15 protein-coding genes are annotated in these 12,903 nt (G+C 66.2%); 14 read left to right on the top strand and 1 reads right to left on the bottom strand.

The window, feature by feature from the left end; genetic code table 11:
- The first annotated feature begins 3 nt into the window (after positions 1-3).
- The 4 genes from nth (at position 4) to VFW04_05555 (ending at position 1,980) form a co-directional block, all read left to right on the top strand.
- The gene (nth, locus tag VFW04_05540) at positions 4-720 is read left to right on the top strand and encodes an endonuclease III (protein HEX5178769.1); all 717 of its coding nucleotides are present in this window, start codon (positions 4-6) and stop codon (positions 718-720) included.
- Positions 717-1,193, top strand: a complete 477-nt coding sequence (locus VFW04_05545) for an EVE domain-containing protein (protein HEX5178770.1) — start codon at positions 717-719, stop codon at positions 1,191-1,193. Before nth ends, VFW04_05545 begins: the two co-directional genes overlap by 4 nt.
- Before the next feature lie 105 nt (positions 1,194-1,298).
- Positions 1,299-1,760 carry a peptidylprolyl isomerase gene (locus tag VFW04_05550; protein HEX5178771.1) on the top strand — a complete coding sequence of 154 codons (462 nt, stop codon included), beginning with the start codon at positions 1,299-1,301 and terminating at the stop codon, positions 1,758-1,760.
- Between the two features lie 67 nt (positions 1,761-1,827).
- Positions 1,828-1,980, top strand: a complete 153-nt coding sequence (locus VFW04_05555; GenBank protein HEX5178772.1) for a hypothetical protein — start codon at positions 1,828-1,830, stop codon at positions 1,978-1,980.
- 94 nt (positions 1,981-2,074) lie between these two features.
- Here VFW04_05555 and VFW04_05560 read toward each other — a convergent pair whose 3' ends face one another.
- Entirely contained in the window at positions 2,075-2,863 is a 789-nt protein-coding gene (locus VFW04_05560) for a hypothetical protein (GenBank protein ID HEX5178773.1), read from the bottom strand.
- A 278-nt stretch (positions 2,864-3,141) separates the two neighbouring features.
- Between VFW04_05560 and VFW04_05565 the strand changes: the two genes are divergently transcribed.
- The 10 genes from VFW04_05565 to VFW04_05610 all read left to right on the top strand — a co-directional run bounded on the left by VFW04_05565 (position 3,142) and on the right by VFW04_05610 (position 12,744).
- Positions 3,142-3,828 (top strand): TetR/AcrR family transcriptional regulator, encoded by a 687-nt coding sequence (locus tag VFW04_05565; protein HEX5178774.1) that lies wholly within the window; start codon positions 3,142-3,144, stop codon positions 3,826-3,828.
- Positions 3,825-5,192 carry a TolC family protein gene (locus VFW04_05570; protein ID HEX5178775.1) on the top strand — a complete coding sequence of 456 codons (1,368 nt, stop codon included), beginning with the start codon at positions 3,825-3,827 and terminating at the stop codon, positions 5,190-5,192. The genes VFW04_05565 and VFW04_05570 overlap by 4 nt, the downstream gene beginning before the upstream one ends.
- Positions 5,193-5,261: 69 nt before the next feature.
- A complete protein-coding gene (locus tag VFW04_05575; GenBank protein HEX5178776.1) occupies positions 5,262-6,380 on the top strand; it encodes an HlyD family secretion protein in 1,119 nt (372 codons plus the stop codon).
- Positions 6,381-6,584: 204 nt separating this feature from the next.
- Entirely contained in the window at positions 6,585-7,181 is a 597-nt protein-coding gene (locus VFW04_05580; protein ID HEX5178777.1) for an HD domain-containing protein, read from the top strand.
- Positions 7,182-7,281: 100 nt separating this feature from the next.
- Positions 7,282-7,845 carry a sigma-70 family RNA polymerase sigma factor gene (locus tag VFW04_05585; GenBank protein HEX5178778.1) on the top strand — a complete coding sequence of 188 codons (564 nt, stop codon included), beginning with the start codon at positions 7,282-7,284 and terminating at the stop codon, positions 7,843-7,845.
- Positions 7,842-8,219 carry a hypothetical protein gene (locus tag VFW04_05590; GenBank protein HEX5178779.1) on the top strand — a complete coding sequence of 126 codons (378 nt, stop codon included), beginning with the start codon at positions 7,842-7,844 and terminating at the stop codon, positions 8,217-8,219. The genes VFW04_05585 and VFW04_05590 overlap by 4 nt, the downstream gene beginning before the upstream one ends.
- A gap of 12 nt (positions 8,220-8,231) precedes the next feature.
- Complete coding sequence (locus tag VFW04_05595; protein ID HEX5178780.1) at positions 8,232-8,597, top strand: hypothetical protein; 366 nt, start codon at positions 8,232-8,234, stop codon at positions 8,595-8,597.
- Positions 8,594-9,973, top strand: coding sequence for a TolC family protein (locus VFW04_05600; GenBank protein ID HEX5178781.1), 1,380 nt, complete (start codon positions 8,594-8,596; stop codon positions 9,971-9,973). The genes VFW04_05595 and VFW04_05600 overlap by 4 nt, the downstream gene beginning before the upstream one ends.
- A gap of 33 nt (positions 9,974-10,006) precedes the next feature.
- A complete protein-coding gene (locus tag VFW04_05605; protein ID HEX5178782.1) occupies positions 10,007-11,509 on the top strand; it encodes an efflux RND transporter periplasmic adaptor subunit in 1,503 nt (500 codons plus the stop codon).
- A 2-nt stretch (positions 11,510-11,511) separates the two neighbouring features.
- Complete coding sequence (locus VFW04_05610) at positions 11,512-12,744, top strand: ABC transporter permease (protein HEX5178783.1); 1,233 nt, start codon at positions 11,512-11,514, stop codon at positions 12,742-12,744.
- The last annotated feature ends 159 nt before the right edge of the window (positions 12,745-12,903 follow it).

Here is a 12,903-nt window from a genome sequence, read left to right on the forward strand (position 1 = left end):
CGCATGCCTCAGCGCACGCGCGCCACACCCAAGAAAAAGACGACGCCACGAGCTCGCGCGGCAAGGCCGCGTCTGCGCTCCAAAGCAACGGCAACGCCGGCGCGCGCCGAGGAATATTATCGCCGCTTGTCGCTGGCGTACCCGGACGCGCATTGCGCGCTCAATCATCGCAACGCGTATCAGCTGCTCGTCGCGACGATCTTGAGTGCGCAGTGCACTGACGTGCGCGTGAATATGGTCACGCCCGCGTTGTTCGCGAAATATCCGAACGCGGCCGCACTCGCCGACGCCGATCGCGAGACGCTCGAAGAGATGATCAAGAGCACCGGATTCTTTCGCAGCAAAGCAAAGAGCCTGTTGGGGATGTCGCGGGCGTTGGTCGAGCGGCACGGCGGGAACGTCCCGCGCACAATGGATGCGCTCACCGCGCTCCCCGGTGTGGGCCGCAAGACCGCGAATGTCGTGCTCGGCAACGCGTTCGCGGTCAACGACGGCATCGTGGTCGACACCCACGTGGCGCGACTCTCCAAACGGCTTGGCCTAACGAAAGAGACGGATCCGGTGAAAATCGAACGCGCGCTCGTCCCGCTGTTCCCGCGCGACCAGTGGACCATGCTGTCGCACCTGCTCATCGAGCACGGGCGCCGCATCTGCGAGGCGCGCCGACCCAAGTGCGAGCAGTGCGTCCTCAACGACCTCTGCCCCTCATCACTCGTATGAGCGCCAAGCGACGCTGGCTGGTGAAATCGGAGCCGACGACGTTTTCGTGGCAGCACCTCTGGAAATCGCCGCACCGCACAACGTGTTGGGACGGCGTCCGAAATTTCCAAGCGCGCAATTACTTGCGCGATCAGATGCAGGTGGGCGACCCCGTGTTCTTCTACCACTCGAACGCCGAGCCGACCGCCATCATGGGCATCTGCGAAGTGGTGCGATCCGGATATCCCGACGATACGGCGTTCGACAAGAAGTCGGGCCACTTCGATCCGAAGAGCGACCCAGCGAATCCAACCTGGTACATGGTGGATCTGCGCGCGGTGCGCCCGTTGGCGCATCCGCCGACGCTGGCGCGGCTGCGCGAGGAACGCGGGCTCGCGCACATGGTGCTCTTGAAGAAAGGCAGCCGCCTGTCGGTGCAGCCCGTGACCGATCAGGAGTGGGACATCATCGAGCGCATCGGAGAAACGGGCTGAGGCCGTGCATCGGGCCGTCGCCTGCGCTATCGTTCATCGGCTCATGGCTCTCGTCGCGCCGGCTGGTGCGGCGTGGCTTCGTCAGACTCCAGGCATCCGCTCGCTATGTCGAAAACCGCAACGATCGAGACAAACCGGGGGACCATCGTGGCCGAGCTGTTCGACAAGGAAGCGCCCGGCACGGTGGCCAACTTCGAGAGGCTCGCGAACAGCAAATTTTACGACGGCGTGAAGTTTCATCGCGTCGTGCCGGACTTCGTGGTCCAGGGCGGCGATCCGCTCTCGCGCGATCTGCCGGCGGGTGATCGCCGTATCGGTACGGGCGGTCCGGGATGGAAGATCAAGTGCGAGACCAAGGGCAACCCGCACAAGCACGAAGTGGGCTCGCTCTCGATGGCGCACGCGGGGAAGGACACGGGCGGGAGTCAGTTCTTCATGGTCCTGAGCGAGCAGAACACGAAGCACTTGAACGGCGTGCATACGGTGTTCGGCAAGATCACGCGCGGGTTGGAGGTCATGCAGAAAATCCAGCCCAACGACACGATGACCTCGGTGCGCGTCGACTGATCGTCAGGCTGGTGGCGCACGACGAGGTGCGCATCGAATCACAGTCACTTTCTGGAGAGATCGAGCAATGGCGGCCCCGCTTACCGGAGACAAGAAGGCCGGTTTCACCGGTCTCATCGTCGGTGTGATCGTGCTGTTCTGCATTCTGTACAGCATCGTGCTGATCACGAACCGGCACTACGAGGGGGCAGAGCAAGCGACGGCGGCGACGACGCAGTAGGCGCGGCGCCGGCCCCCGGCCACGCGACACTTGGGAGCGCGACGCGTCAGGCGTCGCGCTCCCTCGTGTCGCGTGGGCGGGTTGCGTTAGGCGATCAGCCGCCGACGGGCGCGGCCACCAGGTCGCGGGTCATCATCTCGAGATCGAAGCCGTCCTTGCGAATGCGCTGGTCGTAGTAAAGCACCGTGAGAACGATCGAAACGACCGGCAGCACCAGGATCTCCGCCACGGCATTGATCAGGAGTCGCGCCGCCGGGGCCATGGGCACGAACGCCAGCGCAAGCTGCAACGCGAAAATCACCGCGAAGACGATCAGCCACGCGAGACACTGCGTCCCGAGGATGCGCATCTTGAAGCCTTGCGAGAGGTCGCGAGACCGGTGGAACGCATCTTCGAAGCCCTTGTTCTCGATGAGCAGCACCGGGACGACCGCAAACCAACGGAGGAACAGGTAGAAGCCCGCGATGCTGAACGTGAACGCGCCGGCGATGACGGCCACGAAGCGAATCCCGATCGCAGCGCCAATGAGCTGCAGCCACTTGGAGAACGCCGTCTTGATCGCGCGCGCCGGATCGATCGTTCCCTCGAGGTATGCGTCCGATGCCGCGACGATGATGCCGTTCTTCACGACGAAGCCCCAGACCCACACGACCGGCATGAGCGCAAAGACGAGCGGATTGAAGCCGTAGGTCGAGCCAACCGGATGCGTCGGCGACAGAAGCGTGAAGACGCCGCTCATCCAGAGCACGATCCACGACGGAAACGCCGACAACACCATGATCATCACAATTGTCGCGAAATGCCGGCGGTACAGTTGGATCGAGAAATCGATGATCTCGTACGCTGTTCGCTCTCGAACTTGCGGTACTGCGCTGGTGGCCATGGAATTGTCGCGCTGACGGTGGGGTGACTAACGGGGGAAGGATATGATGTAGCACGACAGCCTGGAGTGGCAAGCTACGCGATTTGACCAGCGGTCGAGTCCGGCAGCGTGGGGCGGCGTTGCGTGTCCGGTGGCGGAGCACCATTATTACTGACTGTTCAGTCATTTAACTACCTTCGGATATAACCCGTATCAACCGCACTGATTCGCTCTTGGCCGGCTTCAGCTTGAAACTACATGACTGACTCGTCGGTTAGTAAGAGAAGAGCCTGAGACCTATGATCGCTGCTCGACCTGATGAACCACGCTGGCGCCGGCTCCCGGAGGCCCGGCCGCGCCAGATTCTCGATGCCGCCATCGACGTGTTCGGCGACTCCGGTCTCGCCGCTGCACGCCTCGACGACATCGCGAAGCGGGCTGGTGTGTCCAAGGGCACCATCTACCTCTACTTCTCCAACAAAGAAACGCTCTTCTGCGAGATGATCCGGCAGCTCGTTGCCGATACGATCATCCAGGCTCAGGAGCGCGCGGTCGCGACGAGCGCCTCCGCGGTGGAGCAGTTGATCGATTACGCGCGCACGGTGTGGCAGCACATTCGCACACCGATGTTCGAGAAACTCCACCGGTTGGCCATTGGCGAGCTGCGCAACTTCCCTGCTCTTCTCGAGTTCTTCCATCGCGAGGTGCCGGGACGGAACGTCCATGCGATCGCAGGCATTCTCCGTCATGGGATCGCGACGGGCGAATTCCGCGAGATGGACGAGCTGGAAGGCGCGCGCATGTTTCAGGCGCTCATTTTCAGTCACGGGATCTGGTGTGCGCAACGCGAACGGAACCCGCTCGTGGCGCATCTGACCGACGAGGAGGTCCTGGGGCAGCTTCTCGACTTTTTTCTGGGCGCAGTGCGAAAGGATGCGGCCTCGCGTCCAGCTTCGCCTGCGTCTTCCGCGGCGAACGAGGCATGACTGTGCATGCATGGGGTCGGCTGGGACAGGCGCTGGCGGTGGTGTCGATGATGGCGATCGGGGGACGGGCGTCCACGCTGCACGCGCAGCCGCAAGAGCGCGACACCACGTTCTCGGGCGCGCTTTCGTTAGGCGACGCGGCGCGCATGGCGGCGCGCCAGAGCGCGACGGCGCAGGAGGCGTACTTCCAGGCGGCGCAGTCGGCGGCGCAGGTGACGCAGGCGCGGAGCGACTTGTTGCCTAACGTCTCGGCGTACGCCATGGAGCACGGCGTCACGATCAACACGGCGACGTTTGGCTTTGCGCTCCCCGGTCTGGATCCCGGCGGCCAGCTCCTCGGCCCGGTCAACACCATCGATGTGCGCGGCAAACTGTCGCAGACGATTTTCGACTGGTCGGCCCTGAGCCGGCTGCGCAGCGCGAAGTCGACGGCCGTGGCCAGCAACGCCACCGCGTCCGACGTGGCCGAACAAGCGGCGGTGGCGGCGTCGCTGGCGTATTTGCGGGCCCAACGGGCCGACGCCCAGCTCGCCGCGCGCGAAGCCGACTCGGTGCTTGCGGATTCGCTGCTGAGCATCGCGAACGATCAGCTCACGGCGGGAGTCGGCGTGGCGCTCGACGTCACGCGGGCGCGGGCGCAGGTCGCGTCGGTGCGCGCGCAGCTCATCGCCGCACGCAACGAACGCGACCGGGCGCGGCTCGACCTGCTCCGCGCGCTCGGGCTGCCGCTGGATGCGCACATCGAGCTTGCCGACACGCTGACCCGGCTCGCGATGTCGGACACGATGCCTAACGAACAGGCGGCCATCGCCATGGCGCTCCGCAACCGGCCCGACCTTCGCGCCGCCGACGAGCAGCTGCTCGCCGCGCGGCAGACGTCGGGCGCAATTCGCGCCGAACGGTTGCCGTCGCTCACCGCCTTCGGCGATGAGGGGTGGCTCGGGACGAACGGCGGCAACAAGCTGAACACCTATCAATGGGGCGTGCAGGTGTCGGTGCCGGTCTTTGACGGACTCCATCGCGAAGGCCGCATCGAGGAATCCGAGGCACGCGTGAACGAGATCGATGTGCGGCGGCGCGACCTGCGCCAGCAGGCGGCCATCGAAGTGCGCGGCGCCCTGCTCGACCTCGGCTCGGCGCGCCAAGCGGTGGACGCGGCGCGCGAGGAGCTCCAGTTGACGGAGCAGGAAGTAGCGCAGGCGCGCGACAGGTTTCGCGCCGGCGTGTCGGGGAACGCGGACGTCATCACGGCGTCGCTCACCCTGAACACGTCGCGTACGCAGTTGGTCGATGCGCTCGCCTCGTACCAATCGGCGCGCGTCGGCCTGGCGCGTGCGTTAGGCTCGGTGACGGCCTTGCCATAGGGCAGACGTGCAGCACGTGACCCACTCGATCGGCGACGAACGATCAGGACCTCTGACGATGGATACATCATGGCAACGATGGTCGATGAAGTAGACCAGGAACATTCCGAGACCAAACCGGCGAAAGCCGAGCATCCGCCGGCCGCGCCGTCGAAGCGCAAGTACGTCCTGCCGATCATCGCGATCGTGGTGCTCGTCGCACTGGCATGGGGCGTCAAGTCGTACCTGTACGCGAGGGTGCACGAGAGCACGGACGACGCGCAGGTCGATGGCCACATCATTCCGGTGCTGGCCAAAGTCGGCGGCTACGTGAACTCGGTGCGTGTCCAGGATAACGACTCCGTGCACGCGGGCGACACCTTGGCGACGATCGATGACGCGGAATACAAGGTGAAGGTGGCGCAGGCCGAAGCGGATCTGACTGCGGCACGCTTCACCGTCGGGTCGGCGCGTGCGCCGGGACAGGCGCGCGCAGCGGTGACGTCGGCGACGAGCCAGTACGCCGCGCAGGATGCGCGGATCACGGCCGCGCGTGCCGAAGAGGAGCAAGCGCAATCGGACCTGGCGCGCATGAAGGCGCTGGCGGCCAAGCAGATCATATCCAGCCAACAACTGGATGCGGCGCAGGCCGCTGCCGATGCCGCCTCGGCGAACTTGCAGGCTGTGCAGCGACAGGCGGCGGCGGGCAACGCGGGCGTCACGAGCGCCCAGGCCGGTGTGCGCGTGGCGGAAGCGCGCACGCAAGCGGCGCAGGCAGCGCTCGACGATGCGCGGCTCCAGTTGAGCTACACGGTGATCACCGCGCCGGTGAGTGGAACCGTGTCCAAGAAAATCGTCGAGTTAGGCCAACTGTTGCAGCCGGGACAGACGCTCATGTCGGTCGTGGCGGACACCGGCACCTGGATCACGGCCAACTTCAAGGAAACGCAGCTCGCCAACATGCGCGTCGGGCAGCCGGTCGAGATCGACCTGGATGCCTATCCGGGCTGCACCGCCGAAGGAAAAGTGCAGAGCCTGAGCGCCGCCACCGGGGCACGTTTCGCCCTGCTGCCACCGGACAATGCGACGGGCAACTTCACCAAAGTCGTGCAGCGGGTGCCGGTGCGAATCGTCGTGACGAAGGGCTGCGGCACGGCCCGCCCGTTGCGGCAGGGACTGTCGGTGGTGGCGCACGTGAAGACGGGCTGACCTCCGCCTAACGGAATGCGCCCGACGCACCGCTGATCGGCAGCTCGCAGCACGCCGGGCACCGTCCGAATGGCGCGCGCGGTGGCGACGGGCGTCCCGTACACTGACGCGTCCGGCGGCGAGCTTGGTCGGGGAACCCGTCGCTCCTAAGTTATGGGGTGACGGTGAGGTTCCGCGTTCCAGCATTCCAGCCCAGCCCCGAACATGACAGCTCTGCCGCCGCGCGCCGATGCACTCGCGCTCATGCAGGAATTCACGGCCAGCGAATCGCTCCGCAAACACATGCTCGCCGTAGAGTCGGCGATGCGCGCGTACGCCTCGCACTATGGCGAGGACCCGGAGCGCTGGGGCCTTGCCGGCCTCATGCACGACTTCGATTACGAGCGATTCCCGAACGCGGCGCATGCCGCCGACGCGGAGCATCCGGCCCACGGCGCGCGACTTTTGCGAGAGCGCGGGTATCCAGAGGATGTGGTCACGGCGATACTCGGGCACGCGCCGTACACCGGGGTCGCGCGCACGACGCCAATGGCGCGCGCGCTGTTCGCGGTGGACGAGCTGACCGGTCTCATCACGGCGACTGCGTTGGTCAAGCCATCGCGCAGCGTGCACGATGTCGATGCCCGATCCGTCCGGAAGAAGATGAAGGACAAGGCATTCGCGCGGGGCGTTAGTCGCGAGGACGTCGTCCTCGGCGCGCAGGAATTGGGGGTCGAGCTCGATTCGCACATCCAGTTCGTCATCGAAGCGATGCGCGCGAACGCGGACGCCATCGGGTTGGCTGGCCTCCCAGGGGGCTAAATGGCGCGCTTCAACGGTTTCCCTCCGCGGCGCGTTACTCACACGGACGTCTGCCGGGACGAGAATGCACGCAGCACTGTCTCTTCACACCGCCCAACACGTGCATGAGCCGTCGACCGAATGGTCGGCTCGCACGCGCGAGCGGGACCTGATTGTTGCGGCACAACACGGTGATCGCGATGCGTTCGCGGAGCTGGTGACATTGCATCAGCGCCGGGCGTACGCGGTGGCGCGCGCGATCACGGCCACGCATGAGGATGCCGAAGATGCAGTGCAGGAAGGCTTCTTACACGCCTACCGTGCGCTCGATCGGTTTCGGCCGGAGCAGGCGTTCGGCGCGTGGCTCCATCGCATCGTGGCTAACGCGGCGCTCGACATTGGACGGCGGCGGCGCGTGCGCGACGCGGACACGTTGTCCGACTCGGTGGCGCTGCCGTTTCGCGATCCGGCGGAGCACGATGAGTTGCGCCGGCGCCTCGCGGAGGGACTCGAGGGGCTGTCGCAACGGCAACGGTCGGTGATCGTCCTGCACGACGTCGAAGGATTTACGCACGGCGAAATCGGCAGCATGCTGGGGATACCGGAAGGGACGGCCCGTTCGGACCTCCATCATGCGCGCGCCGCGCTTCGTCGAACGCTGGGAGACCTCTGGAGTCAACGATGAGTATCGAACCTCGCATCGGGCCTCACGGACGGGATGACGACCTGACCCGCGCGTTGCGTAGTCTGTACGCCGCGCCGTCGGACGACGCGTACTGGACGACCCTCGCCGGGCGCATCATGGCGCGCATCGGCGGCGAAGCCGTCGTCGAGCAGTGGTGGCAGCCGTTAGCACGGTTCGCGCGGATCGGTCTCGTGGCGGCGGCGGTGGCGCTCGTGGCAGCGCGCATCGCGTTGTCGCGCGACGCGGCGCGTCAGACGGCCATTGCGTACGACGGGGTCATCGAGACACCGGCGACGGCGCCGTTGCAGTTGGCGACCGACCGGACGCCGGGCTCCGCGCGCGATGCCACGCTGCGTTACGTCATCTCACCCTGACCGGAGCCGTCCATGCAGCGCGCGAAAGCGCTCGCCTTCGCCGCCTTGATCGCGGTCCTGGTTGTCGGCGGCGCGGTGGGCTTTGCAGTGGACCGTCTGGTTCACAAGCCGTGTACTACATCTAGTTCGAGCTGCCGCAACGTCGACGTCCTCGCGGATCGCCTGGCGCTTTCGCCGGCGCAGCGCGCGGCGGTCGACAGCATTCTCGACAAGCGCCATCGCGACTTCGACAGCGCGCTGATTCCCGTGCGCCCGAAGCTCGATTCGATTCGTCTCGCGGCGCGAGCGGAAATCTTCAAGCTGCTCGATCCGACCCAGCGCGCGCGATTCCAGCAGATCATCGATGAATCGCAGAGCAGCCAGGAGAATCACCGTTGAAGAAATTGTTCGTGCTCGTGTTCGCACTGCCGGCAGCGCTGGCAGCGCAGCAACCTACTACACCTGCGACGCCGCCGGTCGACACGGCGGCGCCGCTACCGAAGTTCGATACGACGTTGCTTGGCCCCGTCGATACGACGGCGCGTCCGATCAGTTTGGATGAAGCGGTGCATCTTGCGCAGCGGGCGTCGCCGCTGGCGGTCGCAGCGCGCGGGACGATCGAGACGAGTCAGGCGCAGGTGCGGGCAGGCTATGCGGCGTTCATTCCGAGTCTCTCGGTGAGCGCCTCGGCGTCTCGCCAGGGCGGCGACCGGTTCGATCCGCAGGGCGCACTGGTGCCGTTCACCGGCAACGCGTGGCAGCAGTCGCACGGGCTCGCGCTGAATCTCGATCTCTTCGACGGCGGCTCGCGCATCTACAACCTGCACACGTTCAAGGCGAACGTGACCGCGGCGAACGCGAACGAAGTGCTCCAGCAGTTTTCGATCGCGCTGTCGGTGAAACAGCAGTTCTACGCGGTGCTCGCAGCGCGCGAGGCAGAAGCGGCGGCGGAGTCGCAGCTCCAGGAGTCCAACGAAAATCTCAAGCAGGCGCTGGCCAAAGTGCGCGCGCGCGAGGCGACCAAGTCGGATTCGCTGCGGGCGGTCATCCAGGTTGCTAACGCGCAGTTAGCCATTGTCACGGCGCGCTACGATCTGGACAACGCGAATGCGGCTTTGACCCGGCTCGTCGCCACGAACTTCACCGTCACCGCGGCGCCCGACGACTCGACGAAAGAGTTCGCATTCGCGTCGGTGGACAGCGCCGCGTTGCGCGCCCTCGCCGAGGCGGGCCCGGCGGTCAGGCAGGCACAGGCGTCGGATGTCGCATCGGCCGCGGGCGCGAAAGCGGCCCGCGCGCCGTATCTGCCCACGCTGAGCGCGAGCTGGAACATCAGCGGCAACGGCAGCACCAACAGCCTGGCGTTCGTCGCCGATCAATACGCCTACCAGAATCAGTTCCGCGTCTCGCTCAGCTATCCGATTTTCGACCAGCTACAGCGCGAGCAGAGCATTGCGGTCGCGGATGTGGCGCAGCGCAACGCCGATGCACAACTGCGCGATGCGAAGCTCGCTGCCCAACAGAACTTCGTGCAGTTCTACGGCGCGCTGCGGACGAATCAGCAGCAGGTGGAGATCGACCAGACGTCGGTCGAGGCCGCCGAGGAAGACCTGCGTGTGCAGCGCCAGCGGTACGATTTCGGCGCGTCCACGCAATTGGATGTGTTGACATCCGAAGCCGCGCTGATTCAGGCGCGCGCGGCGCTCATTCAGGCTCGGTTCAATTATCGCGTTGCCAAGGCGCAACTCGAAGCGCTCGTGGGCCGAGATCTGTAGATCCCCGTGAGCGTGACGATCAGGAGACGATTCGTGAGACCCTATATTCCGCTCGCCGCCGCGCTGCTCGTGGTGGTGGGCTGCAACAAGAAAGCCGCCAACCCGGCGAGCGCGGTGCAGGTGGCCACGATCGCCAAGCAGGATCTCATCGTCGACGTCGAGGCGACGGGCGTCATCCAGCCGATCAATGCGGTGCAGGTGCGCTCGAAGGCATCGGGGCAGATCATCAAGATGCCGGTGGAGCTGGGCTCGCGGGTCAAGCCGGGTGACTTGCTGGTGCAGGTCGATCCGCGCCAGGTGACGAACAACTACAATCAGGCGAAGGCGGCGCTGCTGGCGGCGCAGGCGAACCTGACGGTCACCAAGACCCAGCTCGATCGGGCCAACGGTCTGGCGAAAGCGGGCGTGCTCACCGCGCCCGACCTGGAGACGGCGCAGCTCAACTATGCCAACGCGCAGTCGGCGGTGGCGGCGGCGAAAACGAACCTCGACAACGCGCAGATCGCGCTCGAGGACGCGCACATTGTGGCGCCGATCAACGGCGTGGTGATCGAGAAGGACGTCTCGTTAGGCCAGGTCATCAGCTCGGCCACGAACAACGCCGGCGGCGGCACGCTGCTGCTGCAGATGGCCGACCTGGGCCAGGTGATGGACAGCACGCTGGTGAGCGAGAGCGACATCGGCAACGTGAAGCCGGGGCAGAAGGCGACGGTGAAGGTGGACGCGTATCCCAACCGGGCGTTCGTCGGCACGGTGGAGAAGATCGCGCCGGAAGCGACGGTGCAGCAGAGCGTGACGATGTTCCCGGTGCTCATTCGCCTGGACAACAAGGACGGCGCGCTCATGCCGGGCATGAACAGCGACGTGTCGGTGCTGGTGCAGCAGCGGACGAACGTGCTCACCGTGCCCAACGATGCGCTGCGCACGCCGCGCGAAGGCGCGCAGGTGGCGGAGGCGTTAGGCCTGGATCCGGCGAAGGTGACGAGCGAGGTCAAGACGCAGCTGGCCAGCTTGCACCCCGGCGCCGGGACCGCGGCGCCTAACGCGACCGGAGACACGGCGGCGGCGGCCGGCATGATCGACCCGGCCGACTCGACCGCCGGCGCCGCACGCCAGCGCGGCGCTCGCGGGGCCGCCGGCGCCGCCGGACGGCGGTCCGCCCGCGGCGGCGGCGGCGCCAACGGGAACGGCGGCGGTGCCTTCGCCGCGCAGACCGGCGGCCTGTCGACCGGCTCGGAGTTCGGCGTTGGATCCAACCGGCACACCGGCCTCGTGTTCCTGGCGCAGAACGGCACCTTCGTCCCCCGGGTCGTCTCGTTAGGCGTCGCCAACTACGACGTCACCGAGGTGAAGAGCGGCCTGGCGGAAGGCGACCAGGTCGCGCTCGTCACCACGGCGATGCTCCTCCAGGCGCAGAACGCGCGGCAGCAGCGCATCAAGAGCTTCACCGCCCTGCCCGGGATGAACTCGCAGCAAAGCACGCCGCGCGCCGGCGCGGCCCGCGGCGGCGGGGGCGGCGGCGCCAGGAGACCCTAGCCATGATGATCGGCGAGATCCTCCGCGTTGCGCTGGGAGCGCTGCGCGCCAACAAGCTCCGCTCCCTCCTGACCATGCTCGGCATCGTCATCGGTGTCGCGGCCGTCATCGCGATGGTCGCGCTCGGCCGCGGCGCCCAACTGGCGGTGAAAGACCGGATCTCGGCGCTGGGCACGACGATGTTGACCGTGGTGCCCGGGCAGGTCTTCCAGGGCGGCATCGCGTCGTCCACCGACCGCGCCCGGCTGCAGGTGAGCGATGCCGACGCGCTCGAAACCAAGGGCCCGCCGCCGCCTAACGCATTCGCCGGCGTCGAGCCGGAGATGACGCGCCAGTTGCAGGTCCAGTGGCGCAACACGAACACCTCGACCAACGTCATCGGCACCACGCCCAACTATCTGGACGTGCGGAAATACACCATCGGCACCGGGCGAATGTTCGACCGCAGCGACGACGACGGCCGCAAGCGCGTCGCGGTGCTCGGCGCCACGACCGCCGACAATCTCGACCCGGGCAACGGCAACTCGCTCGTTGGACAGAGCATTCGCATCAGCGGCATCGAGTTCCAGGTGATCGGCATCACCGCTCCCAAGGGCGGCGCCTCCGGCTTCAACGATCCCGACGACCAGGTGCTCATCCCGCTCAACACCGCGCGCTTCCGCGTGATGGACACGCAGTATCTGCGCTCGATCAACGTGCTGGCGGCGAGCGAATCGCAGATCACCGAGACCATGGCGGACATCCAACGGATTCTGCGGCGCGAGCACCGCCTGCCGGCTGGCCGCCCCGATGATTTCGAAATTCGCAACCAGTCCGACTTCCTAAATGCGTTTCAGGACACCACCCAGGTATTCGGCTTGCTGCTCGCCGGCATCGCGACGGTATCGCTGCTCGTCGGCGGCATCGGGATCATGAACATCATGTTGGTCAGCGTCAGCGAGCGAACGCGAGAGATCGGCTTGCGCATGGCGGTCGGCGCGAAGCCGCGGCAGATCTGGGCGCAATTCTTGGTCGAAGCGTTCTCCTTGTCGATGCTGGGCGGCGCCCTGGGCATTGCTCTCGGAGTTGCTGGCGCGCGGGCACTCGCCTTCCAGTTCGGTTGGCCCGTGTTGATCGAACCAGATATCGTGCTCATCGCGGCCTCGTTCAGCGCCCTGGTCGGGATCGCCTTCGGCCTCTACCCCGCGCAAAGAGCCGCCCGGCTCGATCCGATCGAAGCTTTGAGGTACGAGTGAACGGATCCCCGACCGCCGACGTGACCGGGTTCTGCTCCTCGAGCAAGACGCCCATCGCCGTCTACCCCTGGTGTCACCCGTCTTCGCCGCGCTGCGCGTTTGGGACGGTATGTGGCGCAACTGGCGCATGTATGCCGGCCTTCCAGAAGCCGAGTCGGC

This window comes from Gemmatimonadaceae bacterium (assembly GCA_036273715.1).
Taxonomy (GTDB): domain Bacteria; phylum Gemmatimonadota; class Gemmatimonadetes; order Gemmatimonadales; family Gemmatimonadaceae; genus JADGGM01.

Coding starts and splice junctions, on each gene's coding strand:
- nth (HEX5178769.1), top strand. CDS start 4: ATGCCTCAGCGCACGCGCGCCACACCCAAGAAAAAGACGACGCCACGA.
- VFW04_05545 (HEX5178770.1), top strand. CDS start 717: ATGAGCGCCAAGCGACGCTGGCTGGTGAAATCGGAGCCGACGACGTTT.
- VFW04_05550 (HEX5178771.1), top strand. CDS start 1,299: ATGTCGAAAACCGCAACGATCGAGACAAACCGGGGGACCATCGTGGCC.
- VFW04_05555 (HEX5178772.1), top strand. CDS start 1,828: ATGGCGGCCCCGCTTACCGGAGACAAGAAGGCCGGTTTCACCGGTCTC.
- VFW04_05560 (HEX5178773.1), bottom strand. CDS start 2,863: ATGGCCACCAGCGCAGTACCGCAAGTTCGAGAGCGAACAGCGTACGAG.
- VFW04_05565 (HEX5178774.1), top strand. CDS start 3,142: ATGATCGCTGCTCGACCTGATGAACCACGCTGGCGCCGGCTCCCGGAG.
- VFW04_05570 (HEX5178775.1), top strand. CDS start 3,825: ATGACTGTGCATGCATGGGGTCGGCTGGGACAGGCGCTGGCGGTGGTG.
- VFW04_05575 (HEX5178776.1), top strand. CDS start 5,262: ATGGCAACGATGGTCGATGAAGTAGACCAGGAACATTCCGAGACCAAA.
- VFW04_05580 (HEX5178777.1), top strand. CDS start 6,585: ATGACAGCTCTGCCGCCGCGCGCCGATGCACTCGCGCTCATGCAGGAA.
- VFW04_05590 (HEX5178779.1), top strand. CDS start 7,842: ATGAGTATCGAACCTCGCATCGGGCCTCACGGACGGGATGACGACCTG.
- VFW04_05595 (HEX5178780.1), top strand. CDS start 8,232: ATGCAGCGCGCGAAAGCGCTCGCCTTCGCCGCCTTGATCGCGGTCCTG.
- VFW04_05610 (HEX5178783.1), top strand. CDS start 11,512: ATGATGATCGGCGAGATCCTCCGCGTTGCGCTGGGAGCGCTGCGCGCC.